This window comes from Pseudomonas sp. ATCC 43928, from assembly GCF_005938665.2.
Lineage (GTDB): Bacteria > Pseudomonadota > Gammaproteobacteria > Pseudomonadales > Pseudomonadaceae > Aquipseudomonas.
The window spans coordinates 3,335,216-3,354,062 of sequence record NZ_CP041753.1 but is presented as its reverse complement, the minus strand read 5'-3'; the positions used below and the strand labels follow the sequence as shown (position 1 = coordinate 3,354,062).

17 protein-coding genes are annotated in these 18,847 nt (G+C 60.1%); 11 read left to right on the top strand and 6 right to left on the bottom strand.

The window, feature by feature from the left end; all coding sequences use genetic code 11:
• Position 1: 1 nt before the first annotated feature.
• Genes efeO (FFH90_RS15425) through efeO (FFH90_RS15415) form a run of 3 tightly spaced genes read left to right on the top strand, consistent with a single transcriptional unit; the run spans position 2 to position 3,369 of the window.
• Complete coding sequence (gene efeO / locus FFH90_RS15425; protein WP_138867507.1) at positions 2-1,201, top strand: iron uptake system protein EfeO; 1,200 nt, start codon at positions 2-4, stop codon at positions 1,199-1,201.
• Positions 1,202-1,219: 18 nt separating this feature from the next.
• On the top strand, positions 1,220-2,518 hold the full coding sequence (gene efeB, locus FFH90_RS15420) for an iron uptake transporter deferrochelatase/peroxidase subunit (protein ID WP_138867506.1): 1,299 nt from the start codon (positions 1,220-1,222) through the stop codon (positions 2,516-2,518).
• 26 nt (positions 2,519-2,544) lie between these two features.
• Positions 2,545-3,369 (top strand): iron uptake system protein EfeO, encoded by an 825-nt coding sequence (gene efeO / locus FFH90_RS15415; RefSeq protein WP_018929123.1) that lies wholly within the window; start codon positions 2,545-2,547, stop codon positions 3,367-3,369.
• An 89-nt stretch (positions 3,370-3,458) separates the two neighbouring features.
• Here the strand turns inward: efeO (FFH90_RS15415) and pssA are convergent, their stop codons facing one another.
• Positions 3,459-4,802: a CDP-diacylglycerol--serine O-phosphatidyltransferase gene (gene pssA, locus FFH90_RS15410; RefSeq protein WP_138867505.1), complete on the bottom strand. Its 1,344-nt coding sequence runs from the start codon at positions 4,800-4,802 to the stop codon at positions 3,459-3,461.
• 228 nt (positions 4,803-5,030) lie between these two features.
• On the opposite strand from pssA, the gene FFH90_RS15405 reads away from it, so the two are divergent.
• The 3 genes from FFH90_RS15405 (at position 5,031) to FFH90_RS15390 (ending at position 7,114) form a co-directional block, all read left to right on the top strand.
• Entirely contained in the window at positions 5,031-5,594 is a 564-nt protein-coding gene (locus FFH90_RS15405; RefSeq protein WP_138867504.1) for a TetR/AcrR family transcriptional regulator, read from the top strand.
• A 56-nt stretch (positions 5,595-5,650) separates the two neighbouring features.
• On the top strand, positions 5,651-6,127 hold the full coding sequence (locus FFH90_RS15400; protein ID WP_018929120.1) for a nuclear transport factor 2 family protein: 477 nt from the start codon (positions 5,651-5,653) through the stop codon (positions 6,125-6,127).
• Positions 6,128-6,334: 207 nt separating this feature from the next.
• Positions 6,335-7,114 (top strand): TSUP family transporter, encoded by a 780-nt coding sequence (locus tag FFH90_RS15390; RefSeq protein WP_019578834.1) that lies wholly within the window; start codon positions 6,335-6,337, stop codon positions 7,112-7,114.
• Here the strand turns inward: FFH90_RS15390 and nudC are convergent.
• The 3 genes from nudC to FFH90_RS15375 all read right to left on the bottom strand — a co-directional run bounded on the left by nudC (position 7,082) and on the right by FFH90_RS15375 (position 9,721).
• Positions 7,082-7,912: an NAD(+) diphosphatase gene (gene nudC, locus FFH90_RS15385; RefSeq protein WP_138867503.1), complete on the bottom strand. Its 831-nt coding sequence runs from the start codon at positions 7,910-7,912 to the stop codon at positions 7,082-7,084. The two genes, FFH90_RS15390 and nudC, sit on opposite strands and share 33 nt — an antisense overlap.
• Positions 7,913-7,918: 6 nt before the next feature.
• On the bottom strand, positions 7,919-8,731 hold the full coding sequence (locus FFH90_RS15380; RefSeq protein WP_138867502.1) for a crotonase/enoyl-CoA hydratase family protein: 813 nt from the start codon (positions 8,729-8,731) through the stop codon (positions 7,919-7,921).
• Positions 8,732-8,947: 216 nt separating this feature from the next.
• Complete coding sequence (locus FFH90_RS15375; protein ID WP_018929116.1) at positions 8,948-9,721, bottom strand: class I SAM-dependent methyltransferase; 774 nt, start codon at positions 9,719-9,721, stop codon at positions 8,948-8,950.
• Positions 9,722-10,019: 298 nt separating this feature from the next.
• Here FFH90_RS15375 and pncA point away from each other — a divergent pair, with 298 nt between their 5' ends.
• Positions 10,020-10,649 carry a bifunctional nicotinamidase/pyrazinamidase gene (pncA, locus tag FFH90_RS15370; protein WP_019578833.1) on the top strand — a complete coding sequence of 210 codons (630 nt, stop codon included), beginning with the start codon at positions 10,020-10,022 and terminating at the stop codon, positions 10,647-10,649.
• A gap of 182 nt (positions 10,650-10,831) precedes the next feature.
• On the opposite strand, the gene FFH90_RS15365 is transcribed toward pncA, so the two are convergent.
• Together FFH90_RS15365 and FFH90_RS15360 are read right to left on the bottom strand one after the other, a co-directional pair.
• Complete coding sequence (locus FFH90_RS15365; RefSeq protein ID WP_018929114.1) at positions 10,832-12,133, bottom strand: ATP-binding protein; 1,302 nt, start codon at positions 12,131-12,133, stop codon at positions 10,832-10,834.
• 3 nt (positions 12,134-12,136) lie between these two features.
• A complete protein-coding gene (locus tag FFH90_RS15360) occupies positions 12,137-12,838 on the bottom strand; it encodes a response regulator transcription factor (RefSeq protein ID WP_018929113.1) in 702 nt (233 codons plus the stop codon).
• Positions 12,839-13,060: 222 nt separating this feature from the next.
• Between FFH90_RS15360 and FFH90_RS15355 the strand changes: the two genes are divergently transcribed.
• The 4 genes from FFH90_RS15355 to FFH90_RS15340 all read left to right on the top strand — a co-directional run bounded on the left by FFH90_RS15355 (position 13,061) and on the right by FFH90_RS15340 (position 18,786).
• The gene (locus FFH90_RS15355; RefSeq protein ID WP_138867501.1) at positions 13,061-14,218 is read left to right on the top strand and encodes an efflux RND transporter periplasmic adaptor subunit; all 1,158 of its coding nucleotides are present in this window, start codon (positions 13,061-13,063) and stop codon (positions 14,216-14,218) included.
• A gap of 14 nt (positions 14,219-14,232) precedes the next feature.
• Complete coding sequence (locus FFH90_RS15350) at positions 14,233-17,331, top strand: efflux RND transporter permease subunit (RefSeq protein WP_138867500.1); 3,099 nt, start codon at positions 14,233-14,235, stop codon at positions 17,329-17,331.
• A gap of 160 nt (positions 17,332-17,491) precedes the next feature.
• Positions 17,492-18,133: a DUF1345 domain-containing protein gene (locus tag FFH90_RS15345; protein ID WP_019649642.1), complete on the top strand. Its 642-nt coding sequence runs from the start codon at positions 17,492-17,494 to the stop codon at positions 18,131-18,133.
• A 200-nt stretch (positions 18,134-18,333) separates the two neighbouring features.
• On the top strand, positions 18,334-18,786 hold the full coding sequence (locus FFH90_RS15340) for a hypothetical protein (protein WP_138867499.1): 453 nt from the start codon (positions 18,334-18,336) through the stop codon (positions 18,784-18,786).
• Positions 18,787-18,847: the final 61 nt, after the last annotated feature.

Here is an 18,847-nt window from a genome sequence, read left to right as displayed (position 1 = left end):
CATGTCAACGCCAGTTCCTCCAGTGGCTTCCCCGCCCCGCGCCTTGCGCTGGGCGGTAGCCGGTTCGGTGATCGTGATGATCGCCGCCGGTGGCCTGTTCTACTACGCCTCGAAAATGGCCGCCGCCAAGCGCCAGAGCAACCACGACCAAGTGCTGGTCACCCTTCACCCGCACAGCTGCGAACCGAATGCGTTGACGGTTCCGGCCGGTCGCACCAGTTTCCGTATCGTCAACCGCTCGGACCGTGCCGTCGAATGGGAAATTCTTGACGGCGTGCTGGTGGTCGAAGAGCGCGAGAACATCGCCCCTGACCTGAGCCAGGTGATCAACGCCAACCTGTTGCCCGGCGACTACGCCATCACCTGCGGCTTGCTGAGCAACCCGCGCGGCATCTTGCATGTCACCCCGACCACCGCATCCGATGCGGCGGCCAAGGCGCGTCCGTCGATGGTGGCGTTCATTGGCCCATTGTCGGAATTTCGCGTGTACCTGAGCAGCCAGAGCACCGCATTGATCAAAGCCGTCGCCGCGCTTGAGCAAGCGATCGAGGCCGGCGACCTGAGCCAGGCACAAGCCTTGTATGTGCCGGCTCGTGCGGTCTATCAACGGTTGGCTCCAGCAGCCCAGCGCCTCGCGGAGCTGGACAACGCGATCAATTCCCGCGCCGATTACTTCGATAAGCGCGAGCAGGATCCGGGCTTCGTCGGCTTCCACCGCCTCGAATACGCGCTGTTCCAACAACGCAACCTCGACGGTCTGACGCCAGTTGCACAACGCCTGAGCATCGATGTCGCCAATCTCAAACAACAACTGCTGGCCCAGTCGCTGCCACCGGAACAACTGGTGAGCATGCTGGTGCGCAACCTCAACAGCCTCGCCGAGGTACGTGCCAGCAGCGGCGAAGAAGAACGCTACAGCCACTCCGACCTGAACGGTTTCGCCGCCAACCTCGACGCGACCCGCAAAGTCGTCGACCTGTTGCGGCCATTGCTGAGCAAACCTGCCGCTGAACTACTGGCGAAAATCGACAGCGCGGTCACGGCCTTCGACGCCGAACTCAACGGTTTCAAGGTCAAGGATGGCTACGCCAGCTACGACACTGTCAGCGCCGAACAGCGCAAACGTATCGCCGACAAGGCCAAGGTTCTGGCCGATGCACTCGATGGAATCGATCCCGCCCTTGGCCTTTCCGGCCTGTAAGCAGAAGACCTCAGACAGATGAACGACTCAGAACAGTTTTCAGCACAACGCCGTCGTGTATTGATGGGTATGGGAGCCGCCGGTGTGGCGATAGCCGGTTCGGCCCTGAGTTGCCCGGTCATGGCCGCGACCCCGGCGCAAGTCACCGAAGCACCGAGCAGCGACAAGACCGAGGACCGCCACGCCTTCCACGGCCAGCACCAGACCGGCATCGTCACCCCGCGCCCAACATCCGGCATGCTGGTGTCGTTCGACGTATTGGCCAGCGACCGCGCAGATCTGGAGCGGCTGTTTCGCACGCTCAACGAGCGTATCGCGTTCCTGATGCAGGGCGGTCCGGTGGCCCAGGTCGCCCCCAAACTGCCACCGCTGGACTCGGGGATTCTTGGCCCGGTGGTTACACCGGACAACCTGACCATCACCGTATCGGTGGGCGAGTCGCTGTTCGACGAGCGCTTCGGTCTGGCCGGCGCCAAGCCCAAGCGGCTGATCCGCATGGTCGGTTTCCCCAACGACGCACTGGAGGCCGACTGCTGCCACGGCGACCTTAGCCTGCAGTTCTGCTCCAACACCGCCGACACCAACATCCACGCCCTGCGCGACATCGTGAAAAACCTGCCGGACCTGTTGCTGGTGCGCTGGAAGCAGGAAGGCAGCGTGCCTCCGCAAGCCCCGACGAAACCCGGTGTGCCGGCGCAAAGCGCACGCAACTTTCTGGGTTTTCGCGACGGCTCGGCCAACCCCGACTCCAACGATGCCAAGGCCATGGACAGCATCGTCTGGGTCCAGCCCGGCAGCGACGAACCGGCCTGGGCGGTCAACGGCAGCTACCAGGCGGTGCGGATCATCCGCAACTTCGTCGAGCGCTGGGACCGCACGCCGCTGCAAGAACAGCAAAGCATTATCGGCCGGGTCAAGAGCACCGGTGCACCGATGGATGGTGCGCATGAAACCCAAGTCCCGGATTACGCCAAAGACCCGAAAGGCAAGCTGACCAAACTCGACGCCCACATCCGCCTGGCCAACCCGCGCACCGCCGCAACCCAGGCCAACCTGATCCTGCGCCGACCGTTCAACTACTCCAACGGCGTGAACAAGAACGGTCAGCTGGACATGGGTTTGCTGTTCATCTGTTACCAGGCGGATTTGCAAAAAGGCTTCATCACCGTGCAGACCCGACTCAATGGCGAGCCGTTGGAGGAATACCTGAAACCGGTTGGCGGCGGGTACTTCTTCACCCTGCCGGGTGTGACCGGCGACAAGGACTTCATCGGCCGCTCGCTGCTCAACGCCACACAACCCAAAGCCTCAGTCTGACCCTTACCACTCCACGGAACCGTCCCATGAAAAAGTCGCCCCTCGCGTTACTGCTGACCCTTGGTTTGCTCAACACCCCGTTTTCGGCTTTCGCGGCGACGGCGCCACTGGAGTTGGTGGGGCCGATCTCTGACTACAAGATCTACGTCACCGAACAACTGGATGAACTCGCCAGCCACACTCAGCAATTCACCGATGCAGTGAAAAAAGGCGACCTGGCCACCGCGAAAAAGCTCTACGCACCGACCCGCGTCTATTACGAGTCGATCGAACCAATTGCCGAGTTGTTCAGTGACCTCGATGCGTCCATCGACTCGCGGGTCGACGACCACGAAAAAGGCGTGAAGGCCGAAGACTTCACCGGTTTCCATCGCATCGAATATTCATTGTTTTCAGAGAACAGCACCCAGGGTCTGGACAAGCTGGCTGACGGCTTGAACAAAGACGTGAAAGACCTGCAAACCCGCGTCGCCGGCCTGACCTTCCCACCGGAAAAAGTCGTCGGCGGCGCCGCTGCGCTGCTTGAAGAAGTGGCCGCCACCAAGATATCCGGCGAGGAAGATCGCTACAGCCACACCGACCTCTATGATTTCCAGGGCAACATCGACGGCGCGAAGAAAATCGTCGACCTGTTCCGTCCGCAGATCGAGAAGCAAGACGCGGCATTCATGGCCAAAGTCGACAAGAACTTCGCTACGGTGAACAAGACGTTAGCCAAGTACAAAACTACAGGGGGTGGTTTTGAAACGTATGACAAGGTGAAGGACAGCGACCGCAAAGCGCTGGTCGGGCCGGTGAATACCTTGGCTGAGGACTTGTCGATGTTGCGGGGGAAGTTGGGGTTGAACTGAATATCGGCGTTGTCTGTGAAAAGATCGCAGCCTTCGGCGGCGCCCACAGGCGCGGAGCTGCCGAAGGCTGCAATCTTTGCTTTTGAGCCCTACAAAATCCGATACAACAACCGCTCGATCCGCACCCGACTCACACGCTTGAGAAACCTGGCCACTCCCGCCGGGTAATCCGGCAGCGTTTGCAGATCCAGGTAACGCTCAATACGGCGGGTGTGCTGGAAAATCTCTGCCAGTTCCTTGCCACGCGGCTCCAGCAACTCGCCTTTCGGATCATCAATCAGCAACGCATTTTCCAGGTCGAGACGGAACGCCCGTGGATTGAGGTTGTTGCCGGTCAGCAAGGTGTAGCGCTGATCGATCCACATGCCCTTGAGATGATAGGTGTTGTCACCATCCTTCCACAGATGCAGGTTCAGCTTGCCGCTGTCGATGTTGCGCTGATGACGCTTGGCGAAACGTCGCAGGCTGATTTCGTAGAGGTATGGCAGCGCCGCGATCACCTTGAACGGCTCGCTGGGCGGGATGTAGAAGTCGTTGGCGGTCTTGTCGCCGACGATGATGTCGATCTTCACGCCGCGAGCCAGGGCCCGATTGATTTCCCGGGTCACCGCCAGCGGCAGGTTGAAGTACGGCGTGCAGATGGTCAGCTGATGCTGCGCACTGGCGATCAGCTCGCAGATGACTCGACTCAACGGGTTGTTCTTGCCCACACCGAGCAACGGACTGACCGATAAACCGCCCTTTACCGTGCTGCCCGCCGTGGTGTCGTACGCCGCGTGCTTGAGACGGCTGCGCAGGTCGCCGATGTCGTGGCGCAGACTGCGGGTGGTCGGCAGGTTCGGCAGGTCTAGACGATGCACCGCTTTGGAGGTGATCAAACCGTGCTGGATCAGGTGATGCATCGAATCGGCCAGCGCCTGATTCTGCAGCAGGTGATAACGGTCGAAGCGGTACTTGTCGAATTTGTGCAGGTAAACGTTGTTCAGGCTCGCGCCGCTGTAGATCACGCAATCGTCGATCACGAAGCCTTTCAAATGCAGTACGCCGAACAGTTCGCGGGTCTGCACCGGCACGCCGTACACCGGCACTTCGCTTTCGTGGGTGCGGGTGGTTTCCTGATACCAGGCCGAGTTGCCCGGTTGCTTGCCGGCACCGATCAAGCCGCGCTGGGCGCGCAGCCAGTCCACGACCACCACCACGTCCAGTTCCGGACGTGCCAGTTTGGCCGCGTGCAGCGCATCGAGGATTTCCTGGCCGGCCTCATCCTGTTGCAGGTACAGCGCAACGATATAGATACGCCGGGTCGCCTGAGCGATTTTTTCCAGCAGGCAACGACGGAACTCGGCAGCGCCAGAGAGGATGGTGACGGCATCGGCGGTCAGCGGAAAACTGCGCAATTTAGGCAGCAGAGAACGTTTGAAAAGCAACGGCATAGGGCTCGCAAAGGGTCGAATCCGAAGAGCCTGAGAGCTTACACCATGGATGGGTTTGGGTCTTGTTACTGTCTGTAAAGACCTCTTCGCGGGCAAGCCTCGCTCCTACGGTTTTTCGTCGTTTGGAACACAAATCCTGTAGGAGCGAGGCTTGCCCGCGAAGGCAATTTCATAGGCGCTACAAATAACTACTTGACCATGAAGAACGATCATTCTACTGTTTGCCACATGAACGAAATCACTAGCAATGACACACGCGACATCATTCTGGATGTCACCGAAAAGTTGATCTACAAAAGTGGCATTGCTGCCACCGGCATGGATCTTCTGGTGAAAACCGCCGGCGTTTCCAGAAAAAGTATTTACCGCTACTTCACCAACAAGGAGGAGCTTGTCGTCGCGGCCCTGCAACGCCGTGATGAGCGCTGGATGCACTGGTACCGGAGCGAAGTCGGCACGGCCCAAACCCCGGCCGAGCGGCTGCTCAACCTGTTTACCGTGCTCAAGGCCTGGTTCGTCTCCGAAGGCTTCCGCGGCTGCGCATTCATCAATACCAGCGGCGAAACCGGCGACCCGCAAGACCCGGTTCGCCTGGTCGCCAAAGACCACAAACAGAAACTGCTCGACTACGTGCGCGAGCTCTGTACCGAATATGGCGCAACAGACCCGGAGACGCTGGCCAGACAGCTGCTGATCCTGATCGACGGTGCCATTACCGTAGCGCTTGTGATGGGTGATCACAGTGCCGCCGATAATGCGCAATGCATGGCGCGAAAGTTATTGGACCTGTAACACTTTAAATAAGCCCGACAACTTGTTTGAACGTTAATTTGATAGGGAGACTTAATATGTCTACTGCCGAAGTTCGTCCGCCATTGCCGCCGTTTACCCGTGAATCGGCCATCGAAAAAGTTCGCCTGGCCGAAGATGGCTGGAACTCCCGTGACCCGGAACGGGTGTCTCTTGCCTACACCCTGGACACCCAGTGGCGTAACCGCGCCGAGTTCGCCCACAACCGCGAAGAAGCCAAAGCTTTCCTGACCCGCAAATGGGCCAAGGAACTGGACTACCGGCTGATCAAGGAACTCTGGGCCCATGGCGACAACCGCATCGCCGTGCGTTACGCCTACGAATGGCACGACGATTCGGGTAACTGGTTCCGTTCCTACGGCAACGAAAACTGGGAGTTCGACGAGAACGGCCTGATGTTCAACCGCTACGCCTGCATCAACGACCTGCCGATCAAGGAAAGCGAGCGCAAATTCCACTGGCCACTGGGTCGCCGGCCGGATGATCACCCCGGGTTGTCTGACCTAGGTCTGTAACATCACCTCACCGATCGTTCCCACGCTCTGCGGGGTAATGCCGCCACGGACGCTCCGCGTCCGCCGTGACGCAGAGCGTCACAAGATGCATTCCCACGCGGAAGCGTGGGAACGATCGGCTCAGGTCGCCGCAGAAGTTGGATATGAGTAAGATACCGGCCTTTCCCCGCAGCCCTCTTCTGCGCCCTGCCGAATAAGCCCCATTCCATGCCTTTCGAACTCAGCGTTGACCTCACTACCCTGGCCGTTCTGGCTCTCGTCGCTTTCATTGCCGGTTTCATCGACGCCATCGCCGGTGGTGGCGGTCTGTTGACCACCCCGGCACTGCTGACCGCCGGCCTGCCGCCGCATCTGGTACTGGGCACCAACAAACTCAGTTCGACCTTTGGCTCGGCCACTGCCAGCTTCACCTTCTACCGGCGCAAGCTGTTTCATCCACGGCAATGGATGCATGCCATCGTCGGCACGTTGGTTGGTGCGCTCAGCGGCGCCATCGTCGCTCATTATTTGCCGGCGGAATGGCTGAACAAAATGCTGCCGGTAATTGTGTTCGCCTGCGGCCTGTACCTGTTGTTCGGCGGCACACCGAAAGCGCCGCTGGACAGCGATGCACCCATCAAGAAAAAGTGGCAATCGAGCCAAGGCTTCAGCCTCGGTTTCTATGACGGCGTGGCCGGCCCGGGAACGGGGGCGTTCTGGACCGTCAGCAGCCTGCTGCTCTACCCCATCGACCTGGTCAAGGCCAGCGGCGTGGCGCGCAGCATGAACTTCGTCAGCAACATTGCAGCGCTGTCGGTGTTCATCTTTTCCGGGCAAGTGGACTGGATTATCGGCCTGAGCATGGGCCTGTCGGTGATGGTCGGCGCCTTCTTTGGCGCGCGCACCGCCATCAGCGGCGGTGCGAAATTCATTCGTCCGGTGTTCATTACGGTGGTGCTCGGCCTGACCGTGCGCCTAGCCTGGCAGCACTGGTTCAGCGTGGCCTAAGCGCCGCGCCACGTAGACGTCGATCAGGTAGCGGGCAATCGAGCGTGACGCCGGCAACGGCGGCAGCTCGTGCACGTTGAACCACTGGGCGTCTTCGATCTCGTCTTCCTGACAGACAATCTCGCCACCGGCGTACTCGGCATGAAAACCGAGCATCATCGAATGCGGGAACGGCCAGCACTGACTGCCCATGTACTGGATGTTCTTGACCTCGATCTGCACCTCTTCGCGAACCTCGCGAATCAGGCAATCTTCGGCCGACTCACCCGGCTCGGCAAACCCCGCCAACGTGCTGTAGACCCCGGTGACAAAACGCGGCGAACGGGCCAGCAGAACCTCGTCGCCACGGGTCACCAGCACAATCATGCTTGGCGAAATACGCGGGTAGCTGCGTAAATCGCATGGCTCGCAGTACATTGCCCGCTCGCGCGGCACCTGGATCATCGCCTGCCCGCAGTTGCCGCAAAAACGGTGCTCACGGGCCCAGGTACCGATTTGCGCGGCATAGCCCAGAACCTTGTAGACGGTGTGATCGCCATCGAGCATGAACGCCCGCAGGCCTTTCCAGTTACAACCCGGCACGTCGCTGTGACCGCGCAGTTCCAGCAGGTACACCGGTTCGCCATCCAGGTGACCGATGCCGTGCTCGGCAAGAATCGACAAGTCCTGACGCTTGAGCCATTCCCGTGGAAACAGGGCGCCATTGTCATCGAACAAAAAACCTTCGGGGCTGCGCGCCACGGCCCAGCCGCCGGGTTGATCGGTGTCCAGTACTGCAGTGGTCCAGCGTGAAGTCATGGTTAATCAATCCAGAAATTCGGGTTTCTGTTTGCTCATATGGGCGGCCATGGCCACGCGCAGATCGGTGGACTGCAGCATGGCGGCGTTCCACGTGGCGACGTATTCAAGGCCGTCGTCGATGCGATGGTCGCGCATGTAGCTGATCATCTCTTTGGTACCGGTGATGGCAATCGGCGACTTGCCGGCGATTTCGCGGGCAATCCCCATCACGCCTTCAATCAGGCTGGCGGTGTCGCTGTAGACGCGATTGACCAAGCCAATGTTACGCGCTTCTTCGGCGCCAAAGGTGCGACCAGTGTAAGCCAGTTCACGCAGCATGCCGTCACCGATGATCCGCGGCAAGCGTTGCAAAGTGCCAACATCGGCCGCCATGCCGATATCGATTTCCTTGATGGAAAATTGCGCGTCTTCAGCCGCGTAACGCATGTCGCAGGCGGAAATCAGGTCGATGGCGCCGCCCAGGCAATAACCCTGCACCGCCGCCAGCACCGGTTTGCGGCAGTTGTCGACGGCGTTGAACGACGCTTGCAGCGCCAGGATCTTGCGCCGCAGCAGGCGCGCATTGCGGCCGACGTCCTTGCCCAGCTCATTGGCCACACCGGCGAGCATCATCAGGTCGATGCCGGAAGAAAAATGCTTGCCAGCGCCGCTGAGCACCACCACCCGGACTTCATCGGTATCGTCGATCCACTGGAAAATCTCGATGATCTCGCTCCAGAACGCGGCGTTCATCGAGTTGATCTTGTCCGGACGGTTGATCTGCACATGGGCGATGTTATCGGCCAGTTCGACGCTGAAGGCGGTGTATTGAGACATGGCAGTGATCCTTTACCGGGCAGAAAATGAAGCCCGAACTATAACAAGGCATCCGTGCCGGCAGTAAGGCAGCGGTTCGGCCAAATGCGGGACTGGCTTCAGGTTTTTTTAGCGTCTGGACCGGCCCTTTCGCGAGCAAGCCTGCTCCCACAGGGGGTCTTTGGCGCTCACAAATTCCCTGTGTGTGGGCTTACTCGCGAAGGCCGCACCGCCGATCTAACGGCCCTTCACCGCCACAAACGCTACGGTTTCATAAGGCACGGTCACCACATCCCGCCCCCTCAGCGCCGGTTCCCCGGCAATCAATGCCCGCAGTTGTGCATCAACCTTCGCCCGCTCCGCCACCGGCAACGCAGCGATATAACTGATGGAGCGCACCCGATTGAAAATTACATCCTCCAGCGACCCCGTATGACCATGACTGAAATACTGCACCTGCAACGGCCCGAATGCCTGATGTGGAAAGGCTTCGCGCCACGCGCCGGTGTAATAACGCGGTGTGTCGCCTTCCAGCGCGTTGACAATCGCATCCAGTTTTGGCATCCAGCTGACCTTGGCGTCGCGCAGGTTCCACACCAGCCCCAGCTTGCCGCCGGGCTTGAGCACCCGGGCAATCTCGGTCAACGCCTCGGTGCTGGCAAACCAGTGAAAGGCCTGAGCACAGACCACCACGTCCACCGACGCATCCGGCAGCGGGAGGTCGGTGGCGGTGCCGCTCGCTGCCAGTACCTCAGGAAAGGCTTCGCACAGTTTCTCCAGCATCTGCGGCACAGGTTCCACCGCAATCACCTGCGCCCCGGTCGCCACCAACGGCCCGGTGAACTTGCCGGTGCCGGCGCCTAGGTCGAGCACGGTTCTATCGGCGTTCAACTCAAGGGTAACCGTAAGCCAGTCAGCCACTTGGGGTGGATAATCCGGACGACCACGGACATAGGTGTCGGCACCGGTTTTATACCCTGCGGCCGCAGAGGGATGGACCTGATCTTTCATGGCAGTTCTCCAAATGGACAACGAACGCTGTCGAGGATAGCGCCTCGATTTGCGCTTTCCTTGCAATGATTGTCAGAAAAAAATGAATAATTGTTCACACTGCGGTGTTCACCGTCCATCGCCCATGAGGTCCATGACCGTTGTCTATTGGGCGAGCATGGAACACGCCTTGATGCTGATCGGGCATAACCCGGCGGCAGCACTGGAGGGCCCGGCGAAGTTATTGAGAAGCCGGCTTAGCACTCCAGCGAACTTGTCACTATGCTTGCACCCGACTTTCCAAGGAGGAACCTACCCCATGCCAATTTCTTCACGCGCTGCCTTACTGGTCATCGACGTACAAAACGACTTCATTCCCGGCGGTCAATTGCCGGTGCCGGAGGGTGACCTGATTGTGCCCCTGATTAATCGTCTGGGTCGCCAGTTCAAACAGGTCATCATTGCCCAGGACTGGCACCCGCCCGGCCACGCCTCGTTCGCTTCCAGCCACCCTGGGCACAAGCCTTACGACGTGATTCAGTTGCCTTACGGTGAACAGACGCTGTGGCCGGAGCATTGTGTTCGCGCCACGCCCGGCGCCGAGTTCCACCCGGAGCTGGACCTGCCCCACGCCCAATTGATCATCCGCAAGGGCTGCAACCCGGACATCGACAGTTATTCGGCGTTTCTGGAGGCGGATCGAACCACAACCACCGGTTTGGCCGGGTACCTGAAAGAACGCGGCATCGACACGGTTTACATGGTTGGGCTGGCACTGGATTTCTGCGTGATGTTTTCTGCGCTGGATGCGCGGGCGGCGGGGTTCAATGCGTTTGTGGTGATGGATGCTTGCCGCGCGATTGATCTGGAAGGGTCGCTGGCGGCGGCGATTGAGCGGATGCAGGTGGCGGGGGTTGGGTTGATTGAGTCAGCCGAACTGCTCGACTGAACTGCAGATCGTTCCCTCACCTGGCTCGTAGCAGCTGCCGAGCCCGCGAGGCTGCGTCCGAGGACGCAGTCCTCGCAAGTCCTGCGAATGCGGTTTTCCTGGAAGAACCGGTTGCCTGGTTTTACGAGTGCTGCGCACTCGAACGCAGCCTCGCGGGCTCGGCAGCTGCTACAACGAATGCGTCAGGCTGAGGTGGGCAGCCACAAACGGAACCGTGCGCCGCCCAATGGTGATGCCTGCGCGGTCAGCGTGCCGCCCTGCGCTTCCAGTGCTCGGCGGCTGATTGCCAGCCCCAGGCCAAACCCGCCTGTGGCGCGATCCCGACTGCGATCCAGCCGATAGAACGGCTCAAAGATCCGCTCCCGCTCTTCATCGGGAATGCCAATGCCATCGTCGTCCACCCAGATCTCACAGCCTTTGGCGCACACCTGCACACCAATCTGAATCCGCTTCTCGCAATAGCGCATGGCGTTGCGCAGCAGGTTCTGGATCGCCCGGGCGGTCAATCGCGGGTCCAGCGAGAAGCGTTCGAGCTGACCGTGCAGCAGCACATCAATGACGATTTCCGGTGACTCAAGCTCTTCATCGACGCTGCCCAAAATACTGTCGATGAATTCATCCAGCGACACCTCGACCTGATCCGGCAGCCGAGCCGGGTTTTGCAATCGGCTGTAGGACAGCAGCTCCAGCACCAGCTCATCCAGTTCGCGAATGTGCGCGACCAGGCCTTGCAGGCGTTCCCGGCTGGTGGCCGGCAAGTCGTCGGACAGCGCCAGGGCCAGGCCGAAATCCAGCCGCGTCAACGGCGTGCGCAATTCGTGGGACACGGCGTTGAGCAAGTCGCGCTGCTGGTTGAGCAGGTTTTCGATGTCGCCGGCCATGGTGTCGAACACGTTGGCCAGGCTGCCGATGTTGGAGCTGGGGGAAATCTGCGTGCGCTCGCTCAGGTGGCCCTTGCCGAAGCGTTCGGCGGTGCTTTTGAGACGTTCCAGGTCGCGCCAGTGCGGGCGCAGCCACAACAACAGGCAGGCCAGCATCGTCGCACCGATCAGCACGTTGATGCTCCAGTACAACCAACTGACATCCGTGGGGTCCGGTGGCACGACCATCTCCACCACCATCTGCTCGTTCAACGGTGTCACCGCCAGGGTGCGCCAGCCCCAGTCGCCGATGCGTACCACGTTCTCCCCGCGCTGCAAGCGTTCGCGCTCATCCAGGGTAAATTCGGTATCGTCGTTGCGGGTCAAAATGATGTGCAGCGGCTGGAACTCCTTGTCCATCTCCGCCGCCAGCGCCGGCCACTGCTCGACAGGCACCGTACGAAACTGTTTGACGATCAGCGTTTGCAAACCTCGGGAGTAATCGAGGTTGTAGGTCACAAAACGCTCATGGAAGACCTTGATCACCAGGTCCGGCACCAGGTAGATCGCCGCGCTGAACGAAACGATGGTCACCAGGTACAGACGAAACAGGATTCTGAACATGCTTCAGCATTCCCACTCGGAGCGGCTGAACAGGTAGCCCTTGCCCCACACGGTCTTGATCTTGCGCGCCTCGCCGGCGTGGTCGTCGAACTTGCGCCGCAGTTTGGAGATGGCCACATCCACCGAGCGGTCGGTACCGTTGAATTCGATACCGCGCAGGCGTTGCAGAATCTGATCGCGGCTCAGCACTTCGCCGGCATGCCGGGCCAGCACCACCAGCAAGTTGTATTCGCCGCTGGACAGCTCGACCAGTTGCCCGCGCCAGGTCACAGTGCGCTCGGACAGGTCGATGCACAGGTTGCCCATGAGAATACGGTCATTAGCGGTCTGCGGTTCGCTGAGGCTGCTGCGACGCAACAGCGTGCGTACGCGGGCCAGCAACACACGGGGCTCGCAAGGTTTGGTGACGTAGTCGTCTGCGCCCATTTCCAGGCCCAGCACCTGATCGTGGCTGTCGTCACGGGCGGTGAGCATCAGGATCGGCAACGTCGCCGAATCGGCCCGCAGCAAGCGGCAGACCTGCAAGCCGTCGAGCCCCGGCAGCATCAGATCGAGAATCACCAGGTCCGGCGGACTGACCCGCGCGCGTTCGCGTACATGATCGCCGCGGCTGATCACGCTGACGGAATAACCGTTGCGTTCCAGGTAGCTGGCAATCAGTTCCGAGAGTGCGGTGTCGTCTTCGACCAGGAGGATGTTGGGCATGGGTGTTTCCAGAAAGTGCTGTGGCGACTGGCGGGGCCTCATCGTGGGCTTGCCCGCGAAGGCGGCCTGACCGTCGCAAAAAGTTTCAAGCTGCGAAGGATATACGCCCTCATGCATACGCGAGCAAAACCCTTACACAATTTCACACAGCACCAACAAAGCTTCACCGCTACCCTCATCGACTCCCCGTAGGATGCGGGTAGTCATTATTGGGGTATTTCCATGTCAAAGAACCTGCTTGCCACGCTCAGCCTGATTGCCCTGGCGTTGGCGCTGAGCGCTTGTGACCAGTCTTCGACCGCCGAAGAATCGGCACCGCTGGCCACGGTGCGCATCGAAACCGTCGAAGCTCGTCCTCTGTCAATCAGCAGTGACTTGAGCGGGCGGATTGCCGCGCCACGAATTGCCGAAGTGCGTGCCCGGGTTGCCGGCGTGGTGTTGCAGCGGGTCTTCCGCGAAGGCAGCGACGTGAATAAAGGCGACGTTCTGTTCCGTATCGACCCGGCCCCCTTCAAGGCCGACCTGGACAGCGCCGAAGCCGCGCTGCGCAAGGCCGAAGCCAACGCGTTCCAGGCCAGATTGCAGGAGCAGCGTTACGCCCAGTTGATCGAAGGCAACGCCATCAGCGCTCAGGATTACGACAATGCCCGAGCCAATGCCCGGCAGACCGCCGCCGATGTCGCCGCCAACAAAGCCGCGGTGGAGCGGGCGAAATTGAACCTCGGTTATGCCACCGTCACCGCGCCGATTTCCGGGCGCATCGGTCGCGCGCTGGTAACTGAAGGCGCGCTGGTGGGCCAGAACGAAACCACGCCGCTGGCGCTGATTCAGCAGTTGAACCCGATCCACGCCGACCTGACCCAATCGACCCGTGAACTCAACGACCTGCGCCGGGCCTTCCGTTCCGGCCAACTGAAGGAAGTGGGCCAAGGCCAGGCCAAAGCCACACTGATCCAGGACGACGGCAGCCTTTATCCATTGCCCGGCAAGTTGTTGTTCACCGACATCACCGTCGACCCGGGCACCGGTCAGATCATTCTGCGCAGCGAGTTCCCCAACCCGGACCTCGACTTGCTGCCGGGCAGCTTCGTTCGCGTACGTCTGGAGCAGGCCTTCAATCAGCAAGGCATCAGCGTGCCGCAACGGGCCATTCAGCGTGACAGCGCCGGTGTCGCCCAAGTGCTATTGCTCGACGCCGAGCAGCGAGTCGGCCAGCAACCGGTAGAGCTGGGCCCGGTGCAGAACGATCGCTGGATCGTCACCCGCGGCCTCAAGCCCGGTGACCGCATCGTCACGGAAGGCCTGCAACACGCGCGCCCCGGTGAAAAAGTCCAGATCGACAACACCCCTCTTCCACTTGCCCAGGTTTCTGGTCAGTAAGCAGGACGCTTTTTATGCCGCAGTTCTTTATCGACCGCCCGGTATTCGCCTGGGTAGTTGCCTTGTTCATCCTGCTGGCCGGTGCGTTGGCCATTGGGCAGTTACCCGTGGCGCAATACCCGAACGTTGCGCCGCCGAAAGTCGAAATCTACGCCGCCTACCCCGGCGCTTCGGCGCAGACCGTGGACGAAAGCGTGGTCAGCCTGATCGAAGGAGAACTCAACGGCGCCGACCATCTGCTGTACTTCGAATCCCAGAGCAGCCTCGGCAGCGCCACCATCACCGCGACGTTCCAGCCGGGCACCAATCCGGAAATGGCCCAGGTCGATGTGCAAAACCGCCTCAAAGCGGTTGAGTCGCGCCTGCCTCAAGCGGTCACCCAGCAGGGTTTGCAGGTGGAGAAAGTTTCCGCCGGTTTCCTGCTTCTGATCACCCTCACCTCCAGCGACGGCAAGCTCGACGACGTGGCGCTCAGCGATTACCTGGCGCGCAACGTGATGAACGAGATCAAGCGTCTGGACGGCGTCGGCAAGGCCCAGTTATACGGCGCCGAACGGGCGATGCGGATCTGGATCGACCCGCAGAAGCTGATCGGCTTCAACCTGACTCCGGCCGACGTCAACGCAGCCATCGTTGCGCAGAACGCTCAGGTTTCCGCGGGCAGCATCGGCGACTTGCCGACCCGCACCACTCAGGAAATCACCGCGACCGTTCTGGTCAAAGGCCAGTTGTCGACGCCTGAAGAATTCGCCGACATCGTGCTCAAGGCCAATCCTGACGGTTCTACCGTGCGCATCCGTGATGTGGCGCGGGTCGAGATCGGCAGCCAGGAATATCAGTTCTCCACACGCCTGAACGGCAAACCGTCTACCGCCGTCAGTGTGCAACTGTCGCCGGGCGCCAATGCCCTGAGCACCGCAACGCTGGTGCGAGCAAAGATGGACGAACTGGCGCGCTATTTCCCGGCCGGTGTCGAATACAAGATCCCGTACGACACCTCACCCTTCGTCAAGGTCTCGATCACCAAAGTGGTTTACACCCTCGGCGAGGCGATGGTGCTGGTGTTTGCGGTGATGTTCCTGTTCCTGCAGAACATCCGCTACACGCTGATCCCGACGCTGGTGGTGCCGGTGGCGTTGATGGGCACGTTTGCGACCATGCTCGCGCTGGGCTTCTCGATCAACGTGTTGACCATGTTCGGCATGGTGCTGGCCATCGGCATTCTGGTGGACGACGCGATTGTGGTGGTGGAGAACGTCGAACGAATCATGGCCACCGAAGGCCTGTCGCCCAAGGAAGCGACGCGCAAGGCGATGAAGCAGATTACCGGCGCGATCATCGGCATCACCCTGGTGCTGGTGGCGGTATTCATTCCGATGGCGTTCATGCAGGGCTCGGTCGGGGTGATTTACCAACAGTTCTCGCTGTCCATGGCCACGTCGATCCTGTTCTCGGCGTTCCTCGCCCTGACGTTGACCCCGGCGTTGTGTGCGACGCTGTTGAAGCCGATCGCCAAAGGCGAGCATCACGAAAAAGCCGGATTCTTTGGCTGGTTCAACCGGCGCTTCGAACAACTGACCGAGCGTTATCAGGGCTGGGTCGCCTATGCGTTGAAACGCACCGGTCGTTACCTGTTGATTTATGGCGTGCTGCTAGTCGGCCTGGGACTGTGTTTCAGTCGTCTGCCCTCCTCGTTCCTGCCGGTGGAAGACCAGGGCTACACCATCACCGACATCCAACTGCCACCGGGCGCGAGCAAGAATCGCACAATAAATGTGGTGGAGCAGATCGAAGCACACAACGCCACCGAACCGGGCGTCGGCGACAGCACAGTGATTCTCGGCTTCAGTTTTTCCGGTAGCGGGCAGAACGCTGCGCTGGCGTTCACCACGCTCAAGGACTGGTCGGATCGGGGCAGCGACGACTCGGCGAGTTCCATCGCCGATCGCGCCAACATCGCGCTGAGCCAGATCAAGGATGCCATGGCTTTCTCGGTGCTGCCGCCGCCGGTTGACGGTCTCGGCACCTCCAGCGGTTTCGAGTTCCGCTTGCAGGACCGTGGCGGCCTCGGCCATGCCACGCTGATGCGGGCGCGTAGCCAGTTGCTGGCGGCCGCCGAGAAGAGCCCGATCCTGATGAACGTGCGCGAAAGTGCCCTGGCCGAAGCGCCACAGGTTCAGCTGATCGTGGACCGCAAGCAAGCCAACGCCTTGGGCATCTCCTTTGCCGACATCGGCAACGTACTGTCCACCGCTGTGGGTTCGGCTTACATCAACGACTTCCCCAACCAGGGGCGAATGCAGCGAGTGGTGGTCCAGGCTGAAGGCGATCAACGCAGCCAGGTCACCGATCTGCTGAAGATTCACGTACGCAACAACGCTGAAAAAATGGTGCCGCTGTCGGCCTTCGTCCGGGCCAACTGGACCCAGGGCCCGGCGCAATTGACCCGATACAACGGCTACCCGGCCATCAGCATTTCCGGCGAACCGGCGCCCGGTTACAGCACCGGCGAAGCCATGGCGGAAATCGAACGGCTGGTGGCGCAAGGCCCGGCGGGGTTGGGTCAGGAATGGACCGGGTTGTCGTTGCAGGAACGCTTGTCCGGCAGTCAGGCGCCGATGCTGCTCGGTCTGTCGCTGCTGATCGTGTTCCTGTGCCTGGCGGCGCTGTATGAGAGTTGGTCGATTCCGACCTCGGTGCTGCTGGTGGTGCCGCTGGGTGTGCTCGGCGCGGTCCTGGCTGTGACCCTGCGCGGGATGCCCAACGACGTGTTCTTCAAGGTCGGGCTGATCACCATCATTGGCCTGTCGGCGAAGAACGCAATCTTGATCATCGAGTTCGCCAAAAGCCTGTATGACGAAGGTCATGACCTGATCGATGCCACGCTGCAAGCGGCGCGCCTGCGGTTGCGGCCGATTGTGATGACATCGCTGGCGTTCATTCTTGGGGTGGTGCCGTTGGCGATTGCTACCGGAGCCAGTTCCGCAAGCCAGCAGGCGATCGGCACCGGGGTGATCGGCGGGATGATCACGGCGACATTGGCGGTGGTGTTTGTACCGGTGTTTTTTGTGGTGGTGATGAAGTGGGTGCGCAAATCCGCCAAACCCCACTGACTCCACCTGTAGGAGCTGCCGCAGGCTGCGATCTTTTGACTTTGCTTTTAAAGATCAAGATCAAAAGACCGTCCGAACGCGGCCCGAGCCTTCGGCAGCTCCTACAAAAGCGACGTCGCGTGCGCTATGGTGCTGGAACGCACCATCAAAGTGAGTCTCCATGCCCTTCCTCGCCCGCACCCACCCTCGCCTGTCCGCCGCCGCCACCCTTGGCGTCGCGGCAGGCATTCTGGCTCCGGCCGATTCGATCCTCGGCAAAATCCTCATCGGCTGGAATGCCGGGGTCTGGACGTATCTGGCCCTGATCATCTGGCTGACCATGCGCTCCAAAGCCGACGACGTGAAACGCATTGCCGAAGTCGAGGACGAAAACGCCGGGCTGGTGCTGTTCACCGTGAGCATGGCTGCACTGGCCAGCCTCGCCGCCATCACCCTCCAACTAGCAGGCAGCAAAGATCTGGACACCTATCACCGGCTGTTGCACTACGGCTTTACCGGGATGACCGTGATCGGCTCGTGGCTGTTGATCGGGGTGATTTTCAGCGTGCATTACGCCCGGTTGTATTACACCTGGGAAGGCAAGGAACCTGCGCTACGATTTGCCGAAGGGCTGACAACCCCCAATTACTGGGACTTCCTGTACTTCTCGTTCACCATCGGCGTGGCGGTGCAGACCGCGGATGTCGGCGTGGCCACGCGGGAGTTGCGCAAGATCGTGCTTGCGCAATCGTTGATCGGGTTTGTGTTCAACACGGCGATATTGGGGTTTTCCATCAACATTGCCGCCGGTTTGTTCAGCTGACGACCGCACCCTGCTCTGTTCAGCCTGGATACCAGCGTTTTGTGCCTGCATGCTGAGGCCATCCATTCACAGATTTTGACAGCTGTAACCTGTCAGGTTTGACAGTTTACAACCCGTCAGGAAAACGCTTCCATGGTGCATCCAGAGTTAGGGTCGGACGGCCTTTGGATACTTCCTTTTAGTGAACGGAGATCCTATTCATGAACGCTGTAATCAAACAAATCAGCTTTGCCCCAGGTAACTATGTTACTGCGAAGGCTTTCGCCAACACTGGTACACCCATCGAGGATTTCATTGCCACTTCCCGACTGATAGACCAGGTAAAAGTCGGCGTTCAACAACTTGATGCCGTACAGATTACGGCCATCGATCGACCCGCTTCGAATACTAAAGCCAAAAGCTATCCGGCACGTGAAATTATCATCATCCTCCCCAAGGACTTCCCGGTGGGCAAACATGCGATCAAAAGCAGTCCCGATGTGGCACTCAGCTTTAAAGACGACACCGTGGTAAGTGAAGCCATTTCAGGCGAAATCGAAATCGAACCGGCTGTCGACAGCGCTAACGTCAAAGCCAGGTTCAAGGTGGTCGTAGAGAATGCCGACGAAACTACATTTCAGCTCAATGGTGATTTTCAAGTTTTGAAATATTAACCGCTGTGTAAACCTTATTCAGGACGGGACACACAGTCAAAAAAAGGGAAGCCAGCGCTTC

Bases quoted from the DNA above. Each gene is read 5' to 3' on its own strand.
- FFH90_RS15400 (WP_018929120.1), top strand. From the start codon at position 5,651: ATGTCTACTGCCGAAGTTCGTCCGCCATTGCCGCCGTTTACCCGTGAA.
- efeB (WP_138867506.1), top strand. From the start codon at position 1,220: ATGAACGACTCAGAACAGTTTTCAGCACAACGCCGTCGTGTATTGATG.
- FFH90_RS15380 (WP_138867502.1), bottom strand. From the start codon at position 8,731: ATGTCTCAATACACCGCCTTCAGCGTCGAACTGGCCGATAACATCGCC.
- FFH90_RS15405 (WP_138867504.1), top strand. From the start codon at position 5,031: ATGAACGAAATCACTAGCAATGACACACGCGACATCATTCTGGATGTC.
- FFH90_RS15350 (WP_138867500.1), top strand. From the start codon at position 14,233: ATGCCGCAGTTCTTTATCGACCGCCCGGTATTCGCCTGGGTAGTTGCC.
- nudC (WP_138867503.1), bottom strand. From the start codon at position 7,912: ATGACTTCACGCTGGACCACTGCAGTACTGGACACCGATCAACCCGGC.
- FFH90_RS15345 (WP_019649642.1), top strand. From the start codon at position 17,492: ATGCCCTTCCTCGCCCGCACCCACCCTCGCCTGTCCGCCGCCGCCACC.
- pssA (WP_138867505.1), bottom strand. From the start codon at position 4,802: ATGCCGTTGCTTTTCAAACGTTCTCTGCTGCCTAAATTGCGCAGTTTT.
- FFH90_RS15375 (WP_018929116.1), bottom strand. From the start codon at position 9,721: ATGAAAGATCAGGTCCATCCCTCTGCGGCCGCAGGGTATAAAACCGGT.
- pncA (WP_019578833.1), top strand. From the start codon at position 10,020: ATGCCAATTTCTTCACGCGCTGCCTTACTGGTCATCGACGTACAAAAC.
- efeO (WP_018929123.1), top strand. From the start codon at position 2,545: ATGAAAAAGTCGCCCCTCGCGTTACTGCTGACCCTTGGTTTGCTCAAC.
- FFH90_RS15340 (WP_138867499.1), top strand. From the start codon at position 18,334: ATGAACGCTGTAATCAAACAAATCAGCTTTGCCCCAGGTAACTATGTT.
- FFH90_RS15390 (WP_019578834.1), top strand. From the start codon at position 6,335: ATGCCTTTCGAACTCAGCGTTGACCTCACTACCCTGGCCGTTCTGGCT.
- FFH90_RS15360 (WP_018929113.1), bottom strand. From the start codon at position 12,838: ATGCCCAACATCCTCCTGGTCGAAGACGACACCGCACTCTCGGAACTG.
- FFH90_RS15365 (WP_018929114.1), bottom strand. From the start codon at position 12,133: ATGTTCAGAATCCTGTTTCGTCTGTACCTGGTGACCATCGTTTCGTTC.
- FFH90_RS15355 (WP_138867501.1), top strand. From the start codon at position 13,061: ATGTCAAAGAACCTGCTTGCCACGCTCAGCCTGATTGCCCTGGCGTTG.
- efeO (WP_138867507.1), top strand. From the start codon at position 2: ATGTCAACGCCAGTTCCTCCAGTGGCTTCCCCGCCCCGCGCCTTGCGC.